Source organism: Mycobacterium sp. (genome assembly GCF_046091765.1).
Taxonomy (GTDB): domain Bacteria; phylum Actinomycetota; class Actinomycetes; order Mycobacteriales; family Mycobacteriaceae; genus Mycobacterium.
Genome location: NZ_JBJTCF010000118.1, coordinates 21622 through 41497, shown reverse-complemented (window position 1 = coordinate 41497; position 19876 = coordinate 21622). Strand labels below are relative to the sequence as shown.

The window sequence follows — 19876 nt, the reverse complement described above, 5'->3', positions numbered from 1 at the left end:
GGGGACGGGGGCAGCGGCGGGTTGACCCAAGGCTCGGCCGGCGCCGTCTATGTCACCAACAGCAGTTTTTTCAACGCCGGACAAAACAGGTTGTCGGTGATTGATTCGACGGCCGCCAGTCCGAAAGTCGAATTCTCCCTGTCACTTCGAAGCGGTGACGGGGGCCGTCCGCCGCAACAGGCATCGGGTGCACTTGGAGTGGCGGTCAGCCCGGATGGCAGGCGCGTCTATGTCGCCAACTACGGCAGCGACAGCGTGTCGGTTATCGACACCAGCACAACAGGTGCGTTGCCGGGCAGTCTCGGAACTGCTGGCACCGCGGCCGGCGCCGCCGGCACCGGCGGCAGTGGCGGCAGTGGCGCTTACACCAACAAACTCGTCATCGGTGACCCGATCCCCGTCGGCAACGGCCCGTACGGGGTGGCGGTCAACCCGGCCGGCACCCGTGTCTACGTCACCAATTATGTGAGCGACAGCGTTACGGAGATCAACACAGCCACCAACCAGGTCATCGGTGACCCGATCCCCGTCGGGGTCGACCCGATCGGGGTGGCAGTCGACCCGACCGGCACCAACGTCTATGTCACCAACAGCACCTCCGACACCGTGTCGTCGATCAACACCAGGACAGGCAACATCACCTCCGCCCCGGTGGGCAAGCGCCCGATCGGGGTTGTTGCGTTCGGCAACTTCGTGTTCATTGCCAACTACTTCGACGGCACCGTGATGAGAGTCAGCGCCGGGGGATCGGTCAATATCCCCGTCGGGGATAGCCCGTGGGGGGTGGCGGTCAACGTGGCCAACACCCGGGTCTACGTCGCCAACCTGAACGACAGCTCCGTGTCGGTTATCAACACTGCCAACAACAACGTCACGAACATTTCCTCCCCTGCGGGACTCGTGGCGCCACAGTGGTTGGCGGTCAACCCGGCAGGCACCCGCGTCTATGTCACGAGCGAGCGCTCCGGGATCGTGTCGGTGATCAACACCGCCAACAACGCCGTCACCGAAATCCCTATCGCCGGTGTCGCAGGCGGAATCGCGTTTAGCCCGCTGTGATCGAAGACCACAGTGCGCGGCGCTGCCGAACCCCGGGTCCGCATCACGCGCCCTTGCCGTCGCCCTGGGCATAGGTGGGGCGCTCGGCGGCATGACCGGGCTGGCTTCACCGGGTCAGCAACACCGTGTCGGTGATCAACACCGCCACCGACACCGTGATCGGAAACCCCATTCCCGAGGGTGGCCTTCTCTTCGGAACGCGTTCAACCCGCTCGGATAGGGACCCGAGGGGTTTGGCCGGCGCTCATCGCGGGTAACCGGTATCAGTGGCCGTGGCCGGCGCACTGCTGATGTCCTTTCACTCGGGACATCGCGCCGGTTGACTCTCCCTGACAGGGGAAAGCCGAGGGGGACCAGGCGTGGCACCTGATGGAGCGTGCCGTGGCCCGCGGACTGGCCATCAAACCGCCCAGCGCGCCGGCCCATGTCGGGGTCGATGAGAAAGCGGCAGGCAAGGGCCAGGACTACATCACCGTGGTCAGTGACCTCGACGCCGGCACGGTAGAATACATCGCTGACGAGCGCCGACAGGCCAGCCTGGACGGCTACTTCCAGAAGTTCACCGCCGAACAGCTCGAACAGATCCACGCGGTGGCGATGGACATGTGGGAGCCGTTCGCCGCCTCGGTACGCACGCACCTGAGCGACGCCGATGACAAGATCGTCTTCGACCGCTACCACCTGATGGGCTACCTCACCAAGGCCGTGGACACCGTGCGCAAGCAGGAGAACCGGGCCCTGGCCGCGGCCGGTGACAAGAGCCTGGCCGGCTCAAAATACCTGTGGCTGTACTCGGCGGAGAACCTGCCCGAACGTCACCAGGACCGCTTCACCGCCCTGCGGGCCGGCGACCTGAAAACCGCCCGCGCCTGGGCGATCAAGGAGAGCCTGCGCCACTTCTGGTCCTACCGGCGCCGCGGCTGGGGGGCCAAGCACTTCGCCCGCTGGTACTTCTGGGCCACCCACTGCCGACTGCAACCGATCATCGACGCGGCCAAGACGTTGAAGCGCCACGAAGCGGGGCTGCTGTCCTACTTCGCCCACCCGATCACCAACGCCGGCGCTGAAGGCCTGAACTCCCGCATCCAGGCCATCCGGGTCTCCGCCCGCGGCTACCGCAACCGCGAGCACTTCAAAACCGCCATCTACTTCCACCTCGGCGGGCTCCAGCTCTGCCCGGCCACACCATGACCCACGGACTTCCCGGAAGAGCCGTCTTTTCTCCGACTACCCGATGGGCGACGAGTCGGACTGGATCAATCGGAGTCTTGCCCAACTGCACGCCGGGTCGGATCCGGTGCCGGCGCTCTACTCCCGAATCGAGGCATTCCTTCAACCTCGTCCCGAAGCGTACTGGTTCCTGTCGCACCGCATCGACAACGCGGTGCTGTCCTGTGAACCCGCGGGTCCGTTCACGCGGCCGATCACACATTTCTTCCGGCTCTTTCGCGACTATCGGACCACCCAGACTGCAGGCAAGGAGTTGACGCTGCTCAGTGGCACCAGGGACTGGCTGCTGAGCTATGAGTTCGACGGCGAGGTATTCGCTGTCTTCTTTCACGCCGAACCCGATGTGCTCGCCAAGGCATTGGGTTGCCACCTACCGGATCCCCTAGTCCTCAACGCCGACCCAGCGATGATGACCGAACTGGTGAACAGCTGCCGGTTCGGCGGGAACTGGAGCGAGATCTCCGCGATCGATGACCGCTATCGGCTCCTGCCACACGAATGGCGCCAGGTCGTGTCCTGGCTGACGGCCGGAGTCACCTCGGCGGCGGAAAACGAGCAAGCCCGGGCAATTGCCGCGACAATAGCGGCGAGGATGACGACGGAGGAACCGTGCCGCTGACCGGAGAATACGAACCCAGCACCTCGGACTGGGCGCGGGAGAACGCCGAGCTGTACATGGCCTCCGGCGGCCGCGAGGGCACCGAGTTGAAGGGCAAACCGGTGGTGCTGCTGACCACCGTCGGCGCTAAGACCGGCAAGATCCGCAAGACCCCTTTGATGCGGGTCGAGCACAACGGCGAGTATGCGGTGGTGGCCTCGCTGGGCGGCGCGCCCAAGCACCCGGTCTGGTACCACAACATCAAGGCCCACCCGCATGTGGAACTGCAGGATGGCACCCGGACCGCCGACTACGAGGCCAGGGAGGTCACCGGCGAGGAGAAGGCGATCTGGTGGCAGCGGGCCCTGGAAGTCTGGCCCGATTACGCCGACTACCAGCGGAAAACCGATCGCGACATTCCGGTGTTCGTGCTGACCCCGATTCGCTGATTTCGCCCCGCCGGTGGCACCATTGAGCGGTGTCCGCTGAACTGAGTCGTAGCCCGCAGTCGGCCCCCGTATCGGCGGCCGACATCTTTGCGGCCGCCGAGCGGATCGCCCCGGTCGTGCTGCGCAGTCCGCTGCAGTACAGCGACCGGCTCTCGGAGGTCACCGGGGCGCGCGTGTATCTCAAGCGCGAGGACCTGCAGGTCGTGCGGTCCTACAAGATCCGCGGTGCCTACAACCTGCTGTCCCAGCTCAGCGCGGACCAATTGGCCGCGGGTGTGGTGTGCTCGTCGGCCGGCAACCACGCCCAGGGGTTCGCGTTGGCCTGCCGGCTGCTGGGGGTGCGCGGCCGCGTCTACGTCCCCGGAAAGACCCCGAAGCAGAAGCGCGACCGGATCCGCTACCACGGCGGGGACTGTATTGAATTGATCGTCGGCGGGCGCAGCTACGACGAGGCCGCCATGGCGGCACTCGCCGACGTGGCCCGCACCGGTGCGACGCTGGTGCCGCCCTACGATGACCCGCGCACCATCGCCGGTCAGGGCACCATCGCGGTGGAGATCCTCGACCAGATCGACACCGAGCCCGACCTGGTGATCGTCGGGATCGGTGGCGGCGGCTGCATCGCCGGCGTCACCAGCTATCTGGCGCAGTGCACCCTGAAGACATCGGTGCTGGGGGTCGAGCCCGCCGGGGCCGCCTCGATGATGGCCGCATTGGCCGCCGGCGAGCCGGTGGACCTCGACCACGTCGACCAGTTCGTTGACGGGGCGGCGGTCAGGCGGGCCGGGGTGCTGACCTTCCAGGCGCTTGCGGCCGCGGGCGACGTGGTGTCGGTGACCACCGTCGACGAAGGCGCGGTGTGCACGGCGATGCTTGACCTCTACCAGAACGAGGGCATCATCGCCGAGCCCGCCGGCGCGCTGTCGGTGGCCGGTCTGCTGGAGGCGGACGTCGAACCGGACTCGACGGTGGTGTGTCTGATCTCCGGCGGCAACAACGACGTGTCCCGCTACGGCGAGGTGCTGGAGCGCTCGCTGGTACACCTGGGTCTCAAGCACTACTTCCTGGTGGACTTCCCGCAGGAACCCGGTGCGCTGCGCCGCTTTCTCGATGAGGTGCTGGGCCCCAACGACGACATCACGCTGTTCGAGTACGTCAAGCGCAACAACCGGGAGACCGGGGAGGCGCTGGTCGGCATCGAACTGGGATCGGCCGCCGACTACGACGGGCTGCGGGAGCGGATGGCCGCCTCCGGACTGCACGTCGAGGCACTGGAGCCGGGTTCACCGGCCTATCGCTATCTCACCTGAGATACCGGAGACGACCGGATCACCGCGACGGAGTGCGCGGGTAGCCCGGTGGCGTCCGCGCCGGGCTGGACGTCGCCCCACTGCAGCAGCACCGTCCCGGCGGCGGGCACGCTGACCGGTTCGGCGCCCAGATTGCAGGCGATGACCAGAGTGCCGCGGTGCATGAGGATCCAGCGGCGTTGCTCATCGACGTCGACCCTCAGATGGCCCAGCCACGGATCGGCGAGGTCGGTTTCGGTGCGGCGCAGCCGGATCAGCGCGCGGTAGAACTCCCGCAGCTGCGCGTGGCCCGGCCGGTCGTGTTCGGCCCAGTCGAGGGTGGACCGCAGGAACGTCTCGGGGTCCTGCGGGTCGGGCACCTGCTCGGCGTCCCAGCCGTGGGTGGCGAACTCCGACCGGCGACCCTCGACCGTCGCGTGCGCCACCTGGGCGTCGGTATGGGAGGTGAAGTACTGGAACGGGCGCGTCGAACCCCACTCCTCGCCCATGAACAGCATCGCGGTGTAGGGCGAGGCCAGCACGAGTGCGGCCTTGATCGCCAGTTGGCCCGGATCGAGGTTCTGCGACGGCCGGTCACCGGCCGCGCGGTTGCCGACCTGATCGTGGGTGCAGGTGTAGGCCACCAGGCGGGTGGCCGGGATGGTGGCGGTGTCCAGCGGGCGGCCATGGGCGCGGCCGCGATAGGCCGAGTAGGACCCGGTGTGCACATAGCCGCGGCGCAGGCCGTCGGCGAGGGTCGCCATCGACCCGAAGTCGACGTAGTAGCCTTGCCGCTCGCCGGTGACCGCCGCGTGGATCGCGTGGTGCACGTCGTCGTTCCACTGTGCGGTCATGCCGTGCCCGCCGAGATCTGTGGGAGTGATGAGTCGGGGGTCGTTGAGGTCGCTCTCGGCGATCAGCGACAGCGGCCTGCCCAGCTCGTCTGATAGCGCCGCGGTCTCGGCGGCGAGTTCTTCGAGGATGTGCACCGCGGCGGTGTCGGCCAGCGCGTGCACCGCATCCAGGCGCAGCCCGTCGGCGTGGAAGTCGCGCATCCAGCGCAGCGCACAGTCCAGGACATACCGGCGAACCTCGGCCGAGCCGGTTCCGCTGAGGTTGACCCCTTCGCCCCACGGGCTGGCCACCGCCGAAAGGTAGGGCCCGAAGCGCGGCAGGCAGTTGCCGGAGGGGCCGAAGTGGTTGAACACGACATCGATGAGCAGGCCCAGGCCGCGAGCGTGACAGGCATCGACCAGGCGCGCCAGACCGTCGGGGCCGCCGTAGGGTTCGTGCACCGCGAACCACAGCACCCCGTCGTAACCCCAGCCGCGGTCGCCGTCGAAGGCGTTGACGGGCATCAGCTCGACGAAGTCGACACCGAGTTCGGCCAGATAGTCCAGTTTGGCGATGGCCGCGTCGAAGGTGCCCTCCGGGGTGAAGGTGCCGGTGTGCAGTTCGTAGATCACCGCACCCTCGACGGTGCGGCCCGGCCAGCCGGCGTCGGTCCACCCGAATCGCTTCGGGTCCCACAACTGCGAACGGCCGTGGACGCCGTCGGGCTGGCGGGGTGATCGGGGGTCGGGCAGCACGGTCGTGTCGTCGTCGAGGACGAATCCGTAGCGGGCGTCGGGCGCGCAGTCGACGGTTCCGCGCCACCACCCGTCGTCGTCGCGGGTCATCGGATGCAGCGCGCCGTCGACATCGAGCCGCACCCGCGTCGGCAGCGGCGCCCACACCGCGAACTCAGCCATCCGCGATCATCCCCGGGCCCGCTCGAGAAGAGCCACCGGCAGTTCGGTGAACAGCTCGGCCGCGGCGGTCAGTCCGCGATGGCGCCGACCGGAGAGCCGGTCGGTCCAGTCGCCGCCGGGGAGGTCGACGACCGTGTCGCCCCAGCCGGTCTGCGCCAGCCGCACCGTCCAGCGGCTCACCGCCACCAGGACCTCGGCCGAGACCTGCGCGCCGCGCCGGAAAGCGACGAGGTGCTCGGCGGCCGTGCCGCGGCCGAGCATCGGGTGGTACCCGCCGTTGCGAAAGGTCTCGGGGTGAGCGCGGCGCGCGTGCAGTGCCGCGCTCACCACCCGCATCTTCGGATGCTGCTGCCGGGCCAGTTCGCTGCGCAGCGCCGCGAAGTCCACCGGGCGCCGGTTGTCCGGATCGACCAGGCTGTCCTCCCACAACTCAGTGCCCTGGTAGACGTCGGGGATCCCGGGAACGGTGAGCGCCAGCAGCTTCTGGCCGAGGGCGTCGTTGCGCGCGTGCGGGTCCAGCCGGCTTACTAGATCGGCCAACCCTGTCGCAACCGGCCCGTCCAGCACGGTGTCGAGCCAGCGGTGCACGGAGCGCTCGAAGTTCCGGTCGGGATCGGTCCAGCAGGTGTGCAGGCCCGCCTCGCGGATCGCCTTGTCGGCGTAGGCGTGCAGCCGTATCCGCAGCCCGTCGGTGACCTCGCCGCCGGCGGGCCAGACGCCGAAAATGTTCTGCCACAGAAACAGTCCGGTCATCCGATCCGGCGGGGGAGCCCACTGTTGCCAGCGGGCCACCAACGCCGCCCACAGCCCGGGCACCTGGGACAGCACGCCGATACGGGCGCGGACATCCTCGCCGCGCTTGGTGTCGTGGGTGGACAGCGTGGTCATGGTGTGCGGCCACCGCTCGGCCCGCGCCGCGGCGGCCTGGTGGAACTCGGCGGTGCTGACGCCGAACCGCTGCGGGTCGCCTCCGACCTCGTTGAGCGCGACCAGTCGGGCGTCGCGGTAGAAGTAGCAGTCCTCGACGGCTTTGGCCGTCATCGCCGCGCTCAGCTGGTGCAGACGGGCCGAGACCTCGACGTCCTCGGCGAGCCCGACGGCGAGCACCTCGAGCGCCCCGCGAAGATCGGGGCGTCTCGCCGCGGTGCGGCTCATCGCCGACGGCAGGACCTGTGTCTGCGCGGGATAGTCGCAGCGGTACACGCCGATCTCGGCCAGCACCTCGGGCACCGCCTCGGCCAGTCCCGGGTGGGGGCGCCCGGCGGCGTGCTCGACGGCACGGCACAGCCGGGCGAGTTCGCTGCCGAGGTCGCCGCTGACGGCGCGGATCTTCAGCTCGCGCAGCAACTCCGGCATGCGGCGGTAGGGGAAGCCGGCGGACTCGACCAGCGCGGTCAGGCCGTCTGCCCCGGCGGGGTCGATGAACACTCCGCCGATCTCGCGCAGGACGTCGTAGCCGGAGGTGCCGTCGACCGGCAGGGCGGGGTCCAGGGCCTCGCCGGGGGCGAGGATCTTCTCGATCGCGATCCAGGCGGTGGGCCCCAGCAGCCGTCGCAACCGGACCAGGTAGCCGGTCGGGTCGGCCAGGCCGTCCACGTGGTCCACGCGGACGCCGTCGGCGAGGCCCTCGGTGAACCAGCGGGCGACCTCGGCGTGACTGTGTGCGAACACCTCCGGGTCCTCCTGGCGGATCGCCGCCAGCGCGCTGACGGCGACGAACCGCCGGTATCCGCACCTCCCGGTGTGCCAGTCGACCAGCCGGTAGTGCTGGCGGTCGTGGACGACCGGGCCGGGCGCCCCGTCGTCGGCGGTACCCGGCGCGATCGGGAAGGCCAACTCGCCCAGCCGCAGCGCCTCGCCCTCGACGACCAGCCCGGCCGTCTGATCCTCGGCGCCGAGGATCGGTAACGCGATGCGGCCGTCCGGATCGCCGGCCCAGTCGACGTCGAAGAAGTGCGCGTAGGCGGAGTCGCGGCCGTAGCGCAGCACGTCCCACCACCACGGGCCGTGCGCGATCGGATCCACCCCGCCGTGATTGGGCACGATGTCGACCACCAGCCCCATTCCGCGGCATCGGGCAGCCCCGGCCAGGCGGGCCAGTCCGCCGGGCCCGCCGAGTTCGGCCGCCACGGCGGTGGGATCGGTGACGTCGTAGCCGTGTGTCGAGCCGGGCGCGGCGGTCAGAATCGGCGACAGATAGAGGTGGCTGACGCCGAGCGCGTCCAGATAGTCCAGCAGCGCTTCGGCGTCGGCGAAGGTGAACGCCTCCCCGGGACTGCCGCGCAACTGCAGCCGGTATGTCGACAGGACGGGGGACCTCGGAGGGGACACCAACGGACCGGTTCTGGCTAGGGGTCCCGTTGGAGCACCAGCATTGAGCGCCCCACGACCGTGACCGGCTGGCCGGCGGCGACCGACCGGGCTTCCCCGTCGGGGTCGGCGGTGTCGATCACCGTTGTCCACCGCGTGCCGTAGTTCGCATCCGGCGCCACGAAGTCCACCGCCTGGTCGTGGGCGTTGAAGCACAGCAGGAACGAGTCGTCGACCACCCGCCGCCCGCGGGAGTCGGGGGCGGGGATGGCGTCGCCGTTGAGGAACACCGCGACGCACTTGCCGAATCCGCTGCCCCAGTCCGCCGGTGTCATCTCCTGCCCGGTGGGTGTCAACCAGGCGATGTCGCGCACCTGGTCACCGCTGCGAATCGGTGCCCCTTCGAAGAATCGGCGGCGGCGGAACACCGGGTGCTCGGTACGCAGCGCGGCGACCTTGCGGGTGAAGGCCAGGATGTCGGCGTTGACGCCGGAGCTCTCCAGCGCCAGCGTCCAGTCCATCCAGGACAGCTCGGAGTCCTGGCAGTAGCTGTTGTTGTTGCCGCGCTGGGTCCGTCCGATCTCATCGCCGTGGGAGATCATCGGGGTGCCCTGCGAGACCATCAGGGTGGCCATGATGTTGCGCATCTGGCGGTGCCGCAACTCGATCACGGCCGGGTCGTCGGTCGGACCCTCCGCGCCGCAGTTCCACGACCGGTTGTGGTTCTCGCCGTCGCGGTTGTCCTCGCCGTTGGCCTGGTTGTGTTTGTGGTTGTAGGACACCAGATCGGCCAGGGTGAACCCGTCGTGGCAGGTGACGAAGTTGATGCTGGCACCGGGCCGCCGGCCGGTGGCCTCGTAGAGATCCGAGGAGCCGGTCAACCGGGAGGCGAACTCGCCCAGCGTCGCCGGTTCCCCGCGCCAGTAGTCGCGCACGGTGTCGCGGTACTTGCCGTTCCACTCCGTCCACAGCCCGGGGAAGTTGCCGACCTGATAGCCGCCCTCGCCGATGTCCCACGGCTCGGCGATCAGTTTGACCTGGCTGATCACCGGGTCCTGCTGGACCAGGTCGAAGAATGCCGACAGCCGGTCGACGTCGTAGAACTCCCGGGCCAGGGTGGCGGCCAGATCGAACCGGAACCCGTCGACGTGCATCTCGAGCACCCAGTAGCGCAGCGAGTCCATGATCAGCTGCAAGGTGTGCGGATGTCGCGCGTTGAGGCTGTTGCCGGTACCGGTGAAGTCCTTGTACAGGCGAAGATCACCGTCGAGTAATCGGTAGTAGGCGGCGTTGTCGATGCCGCGGAAATTGACTGTCGGGCCCAGGTGGTCACCCTCGGCGGTGTGGTTGTAGACGACGTCGAGGATCACCTCGATGCCCGCCTCGTGGAAGGCGCGAACCATCGACTTGAACTCCGGTACGGCTGTCCCCGGCTCGTGAGATGCGGCGTACTGGTAGTGCGGTGCCAGGTAGCCGAACGTGTTGTAGCCCCAGTAGTTTCGCAGTCCCAGGTCCAGCAGTCGCTTGTCGTGCATGAACTGATGCACCGGCATCAATTCGATGGCGGTGACGTTCAGTGCGGTGAGGTGATCGATGACCGCCGGGTGGGCCAGGCCGGCATAGGTGCCGCGCAACTGTTCGGGTATGCCCGGATGGGTCTTGGTCATGCCCCGGACATGCGCCTCGTAGATGATGGTCTCGTGGTAGGGGGTGCCCGGCGGCTGGTCGGAGCCCCAGCCGAAGAACGGATTGATCACCACACTGGTCATGGTGTGGCCCAGCGAGTCCACCATCGGCGGCGTGCCACCGGACGCCGGATCCTCCGCGTTCAGATCGTAGGAATAGAGCGCCTGGCTGAAGTCGAAGTCGCCGTGGAAGGACTTGCCGTACGGGTCGAGCAGCAGCTTGCTGGGGTCGCAGCGCAGCCCGGCCGCCGGATCCCACGGCCCGTGCACGCGGAATCCGTAGTGCTGCCCGGGGCTGATGTTGGGCAGGTAGGCGTGCCAGACGAAGCCGTCGACCTCCTCGAGGTCGATCCGGCTCTCCGCGCCGCCGTCGATAAGGCACAGCTCGACCTTCTCGGCCACTTCGGAGAACAGCGAGAAGTTCGTCCCCGCTCCGTCGTAGGTCGCGCCGAGCGGATAGGGGGTGCCCGGCCAGACCAGCCGGGCGGGTTCGGTCGACGCCACGGAATCGACCTTATCGACCGGGGCGGCGCCGGGAGTGGTTTGTCACCACCAGCCGGTCGCCGCGCCGATCTGCCGTCCGAGTTCGGGTGCCATCGTGCGCATGTACGTGGCCGACAGATGGTGGGCGTCGTGATACACCAGCACATTTCCCTCGATGGCCCGGCAGATGTCCTTGCGGCACACGGCGTCACTCATGTCGAGGACTTTCAGTCGCGGGAAGCGTCCCACGAAGTCCAGCGTCTGGTTACGAGCCGAGAGCACCATGGAGCGTTTGACTCCGCAGGACTCCGCGTCGCCGCCCTTGGCCAGGCAGTCCGCCGGCTGGAAGGGCTTTCCGTTTCGCACCAGCCACGGCGTATCGCGCATCGCCAGAACGGGAATCTTGTTGTCCGTCAGAGCTTTCCATACTCCTAGGTACGTGGCGGGCATCACGTCGCCGGGCTTGATGTTCCAGGGCCGCGTCGATGTGGTGAAGACGTAGTCCGGGCGATCGGAGATCAGCTTGGCCATCACCCGTCGGTTCCACTCCCGGCATTGCGGGTAGGGGCGGTTGTCGCCCATCACCAACGGCAGCGGATCGGTGGTCAGCGGGCAGCCCATCTTCAGATAGGTCACGACCTTGAAGCCATGCTGGCGGCCGAGCATGTCCAGCGCGGTGATCCAGTGCTCGGCGTGCGATCCGCCCGCCAGCGCGATGGTGCGACCGGCCGAGGTGTCACCGTAGGTGCAGGTGATGACGCTGACGTTGTCGAAGTCGCTGATGCAGCCGTCGTTGGTGGACTCGGGCAGATCCTTGGCTGCTTCCAGGACCGTGGGGCGGAACGGCAGCTGCGGCACCCGGGCGTCGTCGAGCAGGGCTCGGGCGCCGGGGTAGTCCCCGCCGGCCAGGCTGGACAGTTCCGATCCGTGGGCTCGTTGCACGGCGACGTGTTCGCGCCAGGTGAAGGACGTCGCGGTCAGCGCCACGCCCAGCAGCACCACCGCGGTCCCGCCGACGATGGTCGGCCGACGCAGCCGGGTCCGCCAGGCCACGGCGGGTACCGGTGCCGCCCCGCGCCGGTAGCGCAGCGGCTCCTCGATGTAGCGCATGGTCAGGTAGGCCAGGACCCCGGCGGCCAGCAGGACGCCCAGCCCGTCGAGGAAACCGGCGTGGGGTCGGCCGCTGGAGGCCAGCCAGAAGATCAGCAGCGGCCAGTGCCACAGGTACAGCGAGTAGGCCATCGCCCCGAGAGTCACCAGGGCGCCGGTGGCCAGCAGCCGGTTGGGCAGCGGCACCCGGTCGCGGGTCGAGGGACGGGCACCGGTGTTGGCGGCGGCGAGGATCAGCAGCATGGTGGCGCCCACCGGCACCAGCGCCCAGGGACCGGGAAACTGTCGGACCCCGTCGATCAGCGCGCCGCACGACAGGATCGCCGCCAGGCCGACGGCGGCCAGCAGCGTCCGCAGCCACATCGGCCAGCCGACCCGGGGCACCAGCGCGCCGACCAGCACTCCGAGCAGCAACTCCCAGGCCCGGGCGAAGCTGTTGTAGTACGCGGTGGCCTGGTCGGCGTGGTGGGCGAGGACCGCGTACCAGAACGACGCCACCGTCAGGGCCGCCAGGACCACGACGAAGGCCGGCCGAAGCCGGGCACCCAGCCGGCGCCGGGCCAGCACGGCGAACCCCAGCACCAGCGCCAGGAAGGCGACGTAGAACTGGCCCTGCACCGACATCGACCAGATGTGCTGCAGCGGCGAGACCGTCTCGCCGGCGCGCAGGTAGTCCGACGCGGAGGCGGCGAGTTCCCAGTTCTGGTAGTAGCCCAAACTGGCCAGCACCTGATCGGCGAACGCCTCCCAGCGGGTCTGCGGCTGCACGAGCACGGTCAGCACGCTCGCCGCGGCGAGCACGATGATCAGCGCCGGCAGCAGCCGCCGGGCCAGCCGCCGCAGGTGTGGCCACGGCGACAGCGAGGATCCGGGTTTCAGCGCCGAGCGCAGCAGCGAGCTGCCGAAGAAGAAGCCGGACAGGGCCAGGAACACGTCGACACCGCCGGAGACCCGCCCGAACCAGACGTGAAAGATCGCCACCAGGGCGATGGCCACGCCCCGCAGCCCGTCGAGGTCACGGCGGTAGCCGGCGTCGCGGGTCGGCCGCGGGGGTGCGGGCTCGGGCGCGGGCGCGGGCACGGGCACGAGTTCGCCCGGGGCGGCCGGCGGCCGGATCAGGGTGGGTGTCGACATGATCGGAACGTCAATCTACCCAACTCCCGCCCGCCACTAGGCTGACCAGCGTGTCGGCGTTGACTCCGCAGCAGATCGCCGCGATCGACGCCGCGCACCTCTGGCACCCCTACAGCGGCGTCGGCGCCCACGCGGTCCCGCCGACCGTGGCGGTCGCCGCCCACGGGGCGTGGCTGACGGTGATCCGCGACGGGGCGGAGGTCGCGGTACTCGACGCGATGGCCTCGTGGTGGACGGCGATCCACGGGCACGGCCATCCGGTGCTCGACGCGGCGCTGTGCCGTCAGCTTCAGGTGATGAACCACGTGATGTTCGGCGGGCTCACCCACGAGCCCGCGGCCCGGCTGGCGCAGCTTCTGGTCGATATCACCCCGGCCGGGCTGGACACCGTGTTCTTCACCGACTCCGGTTCGGTGGCCGTCGAGGTCGCGGTCAAGATGGCGCTGCAGTACTGGCGGGCGACGGGGCGTTTCGGCAAACGGCGACTGATGACGTGGCGCGGCGGCTACCACGGCGACACGTTCACCCCGATGAGCGTGTGCGATCCCGAGGGGGGCATGCACTCGCTGTGGCGCGATGTGCTGACCGAGCAGGTGTTCGCCCCGCCCGTGCCGCGCTCCTTCGACCCGGGCTACGTCGCGGAGTTCGAACGCCAACTCGTCTCGCACGCCGATGAGCTGGCCGCCGTCATCGTCGAGCCGGTGGTCCAGGGCGCGGGCGGGATGCGTTTTCACGACCCGCGCTATCTGGCCGAGCTGCGCGCGGTCTGCGACCGCAACGACGTGTTGTTGATCTTCGACGAGATCGCCACCGGCTTCGGCCGCACCGGCGAATTGTTCGCCGCCGACCACGCCGGGGTGAGTCCGGACATCATGTGCGTCGGCAAGGCGCTCACCGGGGGCTACCTGACCCTGGCGGCGACACTGTGCACGCGCGGCGTCGCCGAGACCATCAGCGGCGGCGAGGCCGGAGCCCTCATGCACGGACCCACCTTCATGGCCAACGCGCTGGCGTGCGCGGTGTCGGTGGCCTCGGTGGAACTGCTGCTGCGCGAGGACTGGCGGGCCCGGGTCGAGACGATCGCCGACGGTCTGGCCGCGGGACTGGAACCGGCGCGCACCCTTCCCGCCGTCAGCGACGTGCGGGTGTGCGGGGCGATCGGGGTGATCGAGACCTGCGGGCCGGTCGATCTGCGCGCCGCCACCCCGGTGGCGCTGGACCACGGCGTGTGGTTGCGCCCGTTCCGCAACCTCATCTACGCCATGCCCCCCTACATCTGTACGCCGGGGGAGATCGGGCAGATCACCGCCGCGATGGTCGCGGTCGCCCGGGCGCTGGGGTAGTCCGCCGGGATCGGGTCCGGGGTGCCCTAGGGTGGGAACCGATGAGCCCTGGTGTGACACCCGGCACCGACGCCTCGCCGCTGGCCTGGCTCGAGACGGCCGGGCGGCAGCGAGCGCAGGCGGGATTGCGCCGTTCGCTGCGGCCCCGCTCGGCGAACGGGGAGCGCGGGCTGCTGGATCTGGCCTCCAACGACTATCTGGGCCTGTCCGGGCATCCGTCGGTGGTCGAAGCCGGGGTCGGGGCGCTGCGCGCCTGGGGCGCGGGCTCGACCGGATCGCGACTGGTGACCGGCGACACCGAGTTGCATCAGCGACTCGAGTCGGAGCTGGCCGGGTTCGTCGGGGCCGAAGCCGCCCTGGTGTTCTCGTCGGGCTACACCGCCAATCTCGCCGCGGTGGCCGGCCTGTCCGGTCCGGGCTCGCTGGTGGTGTCCGACGCCGCCTGCCATGCCTCACTGGTCGATGCCTGCCGGTTGTCGCGGGCCCGCGTCGTGGTGACCCCGCACCGCGACGCCGACGCGGTGGCAGCGGCTCTGGCCGCCCGCGGCGAGGAACGCGCCGTGGTCGTCACCGATTCGGTCTTCAGCACCGACGGCGCCCTGGCCCCGCTGCGCAGGCTGCACGAGGTCTGCCGGGAGCACCGCGCGGTCCTGCTGGTCGACGAAGCCCACGGCCTGGGGGTGCGCGGTGCCGGCGGACGCGGCCTGCTGCTCGAAGCGGGCCTGGCCGGCGCGCCCGACGTGGTGATGACGGCGACGCTGTCCAAGGCGCTGGGCAGCCAGGGCGGTGCGGTGCTGGGCCCCGAACCGGTGCGCGACCATCTGATCAACACCGCGCGGCCATTCATCTTCGACACCGGGCTGGCTCCGGCGGCAGCCGGGTCGGCGCTGGCCGCGCTGCAGGTGCTGATCGCTGAGCCGTGGCGTGCGGCCGCCGTGCTGGGCAACGCCGCAGCCCTGGCACAGGCGTGCGGTGTCGCCGAACCGCAGTCGGCGGTCGTCTCGGTGATCCGCGGCACACCCGAGGCCGCCGTGGCGGCGGCCGCCGCCTGCCTGCAGGCCGGTGTCCTGGTGGGCTGCTTCCGTCCGCCCTCGGTTCCGCCCGGCACCTCGCGGCTGCGGCTGACCGCCCGGGCCTCGCTCACCGCCGGGGAGCTGGACTTCGCTCGCCGGGTGCTGTCCGGGGTGCTCTCCGGGGCGCCGTCCGCCGAAGCGTGAGCATCCTCGTCGTCACCGGCACCGACACCGGTGTCGGCAAGACCATCGCCACCGCCGCGCTGGCCAGCGCGGTACGGACCGCCGGCGGGGAGGTCGCGGTGTGCAAGCCGGTGCAGACCGGCGTGACCGCGGGCGGCGACGACGGCGATCTGGCCGAAATCGGCCGGCTGGCCGGGGTGGGCGAGCTGGTGGGGGTGGCCAGCTACCGCGAGCCGCTGGCACCGGCCGCTGCCGCGGCGGTCGACGGCCAGCCGCTGCCCGGTCTCGGTGAACTCGTCGCGGCGGTGCGGGCCGTCGACCGGCCCGGCCGGCTGACCCTGGTCGAGGGTGCCGGTGGGCTGCTCGTCGAAATCGCCGCCGGCGGGGCGACCCTGCGCGATGTGGCCCACGATCTGCGGGCCCCGGTTCTGGTGGTCTGCCGGGCCGGTCTGGGAACCCTCAACCACACCGCGCTGACCGTGGAAGCCCTTGCCCGCCACCGGGTGGGCTGTGCCGGACTGGTGATCGGTGCCTGGCCGCCGGTTCCCGGCGCCGCCGAGAGCTACAACCGCGCGACGCTGGGCCGGTTCGCACCGGTGCGCGCCGTGCTGCCCGCGGGATCAGGCGGGCTGACGCCACCGGAGTTCGCCGAAATGAGCCGTCGGGTTTTCGATCCCGGGTGGGTTGCGGGGCTGACCTGAGGTGGCGCACTCCATCGAGTTGCTGCTCGACGCCGACACCGATGCGGCGATCCGGCGACAGTGGCGGGCGCTGGACGACGCGGGTCTGCCCAGCCAACAGCGGGTGACGTCGTCGACCAATCGGCCGCACCTCACCCTGCTGGCGGCGCGCTCCCTCGATCCCGTCGTCGACGACGCGCTGCGCGACCTGCGCGACCTGCTGCCGCTGCCGTGCGTGCTGGGTGCCCCGCTGGTGTTCGGCGGGCCGCGGATGACCCTGGCCCGGCTGGTCGTGCCCTCGGCGGCGCTGCTGACGCTGCACGAAGAGGTGTACCGCCGCTGTCTGCCGTGGACCGACACGCCCTTCGGTCACTGCGCGCCGGGTCACTGGACTCCCCACGTCACGCTGGGCCGGCGGTTCGCCCAGACCGAGATCGGTGCCGCACTCGCGGTCACCGACGGGCAGGGCGCAGAACTGGCGGGCGGTGCCGTGCAGCTGCGGCGCTGGGACAGCGATGCGCGCACCGATCATCTGCTGCACTAACCTGATGGCCGTGACCGGCGATACCAGCGACACCGGACAGTCCGACATCCTCACCGTGGCGCGCCGGCAGGTACTCGAGGCCGGCCGGGGACTGGACCGCGAGCAGGTGCTCGAGGTGCTGCGGCTGCCCGATGAGCGGCTCGACGACCTGCTGGGCCTGGCCCACGAGGTGCGGATGCGCTGGTGCGGGCCCGAGGTCGAGGTCGAGGGCATCATCAGCCTCAAGACCGGGGGTTGTCCGGAGGACTGTCACTTCTGTGCGCAGTCCGGGCTGTTCGCGTCGCCGGTGCGCAGCGCCTGGCTGGATGTTCCCAGCCTGGTCGAGGCCGCCAAACAGACCGCGAAATCCGGTGCCACCGAATTCTGCATCGTCGCGGCGGTGCGCGGTCCCGACGAGCGACTGCTGGCTCAGGTCGCCGCGGGCATCGAGGCCATCCGCGACGAGGTGGAGATCAACATCGCCTGCTCGCTGGGGATGCTCGACGCCGAGCAGGTGGATCGGCTGGCCGGCATGGGCGTGCACCGCTACAACCACAACCTGGAGACCGCGCGATCGTTTTTCCCCGAGGTGGTGACCACCCACACGTGGGAGGAGCGCTGGGACACCCTGCACCTGGTGCGCGAGGCCGGGATGGAGGTCTGCTGCGGCGGCATCCTGGGCATGGGCGAGACGCTGGAGCAGCGCGCTGAGTTCGCCGCCGAACTGGCCGAACTCGATCCGCACGAAGTGCCGCTGAACTTCCTCAACCCCCGCCCCGGCACGCCGTTCGGCGACCTCCAGGTGATGCCGGCCGCCGAGGCGCTCAAGGCCGTCGGCGCGTTCCGGCTGGCGCTGCCGCGGACCATGCTGCGCTTCGCCGGCGGGCGGGAGCTCACCCTCGGCGATCTCGGCGCACGGCGGGGCATCCTCGGCGGGATCAACGCGGTGATCGTCGGCAACTACCTGACCACGCTGGGCCGCTCCGCCGAGGCCGACCTGGAACTGCTCAGCGATCTGAGGATGCCGCTCAAGGCCCTCAACGCCACCCTGTAGGACCCTGTAGGACATGGCGGATCAGCTGCCGGCGGTGGTCGGCGCCGGCATGTTCAACGTCTACACCGGTGAGCCGGCCGGCGGGGACACCCCCGCGGCGGCCCGGCTGGGTCTGGAGCCGCCCCGGTTCTGTGCCGGGTGCGGACGGCGGATGGTGGTGCAGGTGCGCCCCGACGGGTGGTGGGCGGCGTGCTCGCGGCACGGCCGGATCGACTCCGCCGAGGTGGAGGAACACCGGTGACCGCTGCACCGGTGCGACGCCCGTACCGCTCGGCGCGGGCCGGCGCGGTCACCGTCGCGGGCCTGACCGCGTGCGGGGCCGCACTGGGAGCGGTCTGGGCGCAGATCGCCCCGCCCATCCACACCCTGGTCGCGCTGCGGCGCGACGGCGAGCGGGTGGACGGCTTCCTCGGTCGCGAGGCCGACAACCTGTTCGTCGCCGCGTCGATGCTGCTCGGCCTGCTCACCCTGCTGGCGGTGGTCTCGGCGGTGGCGGTGTGGCAGTGGCGCACGCACCGCGGCCCACTGCAGGCCACCGCGCTGTGGATCGGTCAGATCGCCGCGGGAGCGACGGCGGCCGGGATCGGAGCGGCGCTGGCGCACCGGCGCTACGGCACCCCGGACCGCGCGGTGCCGCTGAGCCCGGAGAACCGGGTGCACTACTTCACCGAGGCGCCGCCGGTGTTCTTCGGGCACAGCCCGCTGCAGGTCTGCGTCACGCTGCTGCTGCCGGCCGCGGTGGCGGCGCTGGTCTACGCGCTGCTGACGGTGGCCACCCCGCGGGACGACTTGGGCTGACCCACCGGCACCTCCGCCGCTGCTAGCGGGGCGGCGCGGTCGGTGTCTGGCGCAGCAGGTCCTCCAGCACGCCGATGTTGGTCGCGACGTCCGCGTCGTCGGGCAGATAACGCGCGGCCTGCTGGTTGTGGTGCAGCGAGCGCCGGTAGTCGCCGAGTTGGTAGTAGCACAGGCCCAGCTGCTTGTGCGGCAGCCACGTCCGGACCGGATGGCTGTCGATCGACCAGGCACCGATGGTGTGCTCCTCGCGCAGCGCCAGTTCGTACCAGAAGGCCGCCTGGCGGAACTGGTTGCGGGCCAGGAATCGTTCGCCGACGCGGCAGCTGAACTCGGGCCGCGGAACGTCGAGTTCGAGCGACCGCAGGGTGCACTGCCATTCGCCGTCCAGGTTGCCGGTCATGTAGTAGCAGGTGGCCAACTTGTGCAGCGCGAACACCCGAACGTCGACGGTGCCCTCCGCGCTGGCGAGGAACTGCTCGTAGAACGGGATCGCGCGGTCGAACTCCCTGTGCATCTCCAGTTCTCGGGCGTAGTTGAGGATGTCGATCGGTCGCACCGCGCGGCCCTCGGTGATCAGTTTTTCCAGAATCAGCAGATTGCGCCGGGACCGGCCGGACTCCTCGGCAGGCTTGCGGTGCGTCACCACGATGTCGGAGTCGTGGTAGGTGAAGTTCTCGTTCGTCACGAGATCCTCGTGGACCACACCGACCCAGGTGAAGCCCTTCGATCTGCGCACGATGCGAAACCGCCGGTTGCTGGCGGTGACGTTGCCCGCGGCGTCGAACTCGGTGTGATAGAGCATCGACACCGCATCGATCCCGGCGTCGAGACTGCCTTTGAGTGCGAGCAGCTTCTCCCGGTCCTGCGCCGCGAGCACGTCGTCAGCATCCAGCCACATGACATGGTCATGGGCGGCGTGCCGGAAGCAGAAGTTGCGCGCCGCAGCGAAGTCGTCGATCCATCCGAAGTCGATCACCCGCGCCCCGAATTGGGGTGCGACCGAGATGGTGTCGTCGGTGGAGCCGGTGTCGGCGACCACGATGTCGTCGAAGACCCCGGCCACCGATTCCAGGCAACGCCCCAGGGTGTCCTGCTCGTTTTTGACGATCATGCACAAACTCAGAGCGATCACGCCGCTGCCTCCTGAGGCGCGTCGGGCACACGGATACCGGGACTGTACAGCG

At 69.8% G+C, this 19876-nt stretch carries 17 protein-coding genes; 12 read left to right on the top strand and 5 right to left on the bottom strand.

The genetic code is table 11. The features are described 5' to 3' along the window. From ACKOB8_RS13790 to ilvA, 5 genes are all read left to right on the top strand, one after another. Nucleotides 1-1059: YncE family protein (locus ACKOB8_RS13790; protein ID WP_526378183.1), on the top strand; the 1059-nt coding region annotated here is incomplete at its 5' end. A gap of 366 nt (nt 1060-1425) precedes the next feature. Beyond that, nucleotides 1426-2250, top strand: a complete 825-nt coding sequence (locus ACKOB8_RS13785; RefSeq protein WP_526378189.1) for an ISL3 family transposase — start codon at nt 1426-1428, stop codon at nt 2248-2250. A 43-nt stretch (nt 2251-2293) separates the two neighbouring features. After that, nucleotides 2294-2908, top strand: coding sequence for a hypothetical protein (locus ACKOB8_RS13780; protein ID WP_526378181.1), 615 nt, complete (start codon nt 2294-2296; stop codon nt 2906-2908). Continuing rightward, nucleotides 2899-3336, top strand: a complete 438-nt coding sequence (locus tag ACKOB8_RS13775) for a nitroreductase family deazaflavin-dependent oxidoreductase (RefSeq protein WP_526378179.1) — start codon at nt 2899-2901, stop codon at nt 3334-3336. Before ACKOB8_RS13780 ends, ACKOB8_RS13775 begins: the two co-directional genes overlap by 10 nt. Before the next feature lie 29 nt (nt 3337-3365). Next, complete coding sequence (gene ilvA / locus ACKOB8_RS13770; RefSeq protein WP_526378177.1) at nt 3366-4646, top strand: threonine ammonia-lyase; 1281 nt, start codon at nt 3366-3368, stop codon at nt 4644-4646. Here ilvA and treZ read toward each other — a convergent pair. The 4 genes from treZ to sucT are packed head-to-tail and all read right to left on the bottom strand — an operon-like array spanning nt 4634 to nt 13098. Then, a complete protein-coding gene (gene treZ / locus ACKOB8_RS13765; protein WP_526378175.1) occupies nt 4634-6376 on the bottom strand; it encodes a malto-oligosyltrehalose trehalohydrolase in 1743 nt (580 codons plus the stop codon). The genes ilvA and treZ overlap by 13 nt on opposite strands. 6 nt (nt 6377-6382) lie before the next feature. Continuing rightward, a complete protein-coding gene (treY, locus tag ACKOB8_RS13760; protein WP_526378173.1) occupies nt 6383-8707 on the bottom strand; it encodes a malto-oligosyltrehalose synthase in 2325 nt (774 codons plus the stop codon). 17 nt (nt 8708-8724) lie between these two features. Continuing rightward, on the bottom strand, nt 8725-10875 hold the full coding sequence (glgX, locus tag ACKOB8_RS13755; protein WP_526378171.1) for a glycogen debranching protein GlgX: 2151 nt from the start codon (nt 10873-10875) through the stop codon (nt 8725-8727). 42 nt (nt 10876-10917) lie between these two features. Further along, entirely contained in the window at nt 10918-13098 is a 2181-nt protein-coding gene (gene sucT / locus ACKOB8_RS13750) for an acetyltransferase SucT (RefSeq protein ID WP_526378169.1), read from the bottom strand. 41 nt (nt 13099-13139) lie between these two features. Here sucT and bioA point away from each other — a divergent pair, with 41 nt between their 5' ends. Genes bioA through ACKOB8_RS13715 form a run of 7 tightly spaced genes read left to right on the top strand, consistent with a single transcriptional unit; the run spans nt 13140 to nt 18692 of the window. Further along, nucleotides 13140-14441, top strand: coding sequence for an adenosylmethionine--8-amino-7-oxononanoate transaminase (gene bioA, locus ACKOB8_RS13745; RefSeq protein ID WP_526378187.1), 1302 nt, complete (start codon nt 13140-13142; stop codon nt 14439-14441). Between the two features lie 41 nt (nt 14442-14482). Continuing rightward, on the top strand, nt 14483-15658 hold the full coding sequence (gene bioF, locus ACKOB8_RS13740; RefSeq protein WP_526378167.1) for an 8-amino-7-oxononanoate synthase: 1176 nt from the start codon (nt 14483-14485) through the stop codon (nt 15656-15658). Beyond that, nucleotides 15655-16338: a dethiobiotin synthase gene (gene bioD / locus ACKOB8_RS13735; protein ID WP_526378165.1), complete on the top strand. Its 684-nt coding sequence runs from the start codon at nt 15655-15657 to the stop codon at nt 16336-16338. Before bioF ends, bioD begins: the two co-directional genes overlap by 4 nt. A gap of 1 nt (nt 16339) precedes the next feature. Beyond that, nucleotides 16340-16861, top strand: coding sequence for a 2'-5' RNA ligase family protein (locus tag ACKOB8_RS13730; RefSeq protein ID WP_526378163.1), 522 nt, complete (start codon nt 16340-16342; stop codon nt 16859-16861). Nucleotides 16862-16865: 4 nt separating this feature from the next. Continuing rightward, a complete protein-coding gene (gene bioB, locus ACKOB8_RS13725) occupies nt 16866-17894 on the top strand; it encodes a biotin synthase BioB (protein ID WP_526378161.1) in 1029 nt (342 codons plus the stop codon). A gap of 13 nt (nt 17895-17907) precedes the next feature. After that, nucleotides 17908-18135 (top strand): biotin synthase auxiliary protein BsaP, encoded by a 228-nt coding sequence (gene bsaP / locus ACKOB8_RS13720; protein ID WP_526378159.1) that lies wholly within the window; start codon nt 17908-17910, stop codon nt 18133-18135. Continuing rightward, nucleotides 18132-18692: a DUF2567 domain-containing protein gene (locus ACKOB8_RS13715; protein ID WP_526378157.1), complete on the top strand. Its 561-nt coding sequence runs from the start codon at nt 18132-18134 to the stop codon at nt 18690-18692. Before bsaP ends, ACKOB8_RS13715 begins: the two co-directional genes overlap by 4 nt. Before the next feature lie 22 nt (nt 18693-18714). Here ACKOB8_RS13715 and ACKOB8_RS13710 read toward each other — a convergent pair whose 3' ends face one another. After that, nucleotides 18715-19803 carry a tetratricopeptide repeat-containing glycosyltransferase family 2 protein gene (locus ACKOB8_RS13710; protein WP_526378155.1) on the bottom strand — a complete coding sequence of 363 codons (1089 nt, stop codon included), beginning with the start codon at nt 19801-19803 and terminating at the stop codon, nt 18715-18717. Between the last annotated feature and the right edge of the window lie 73 nt (nt 19804-19876).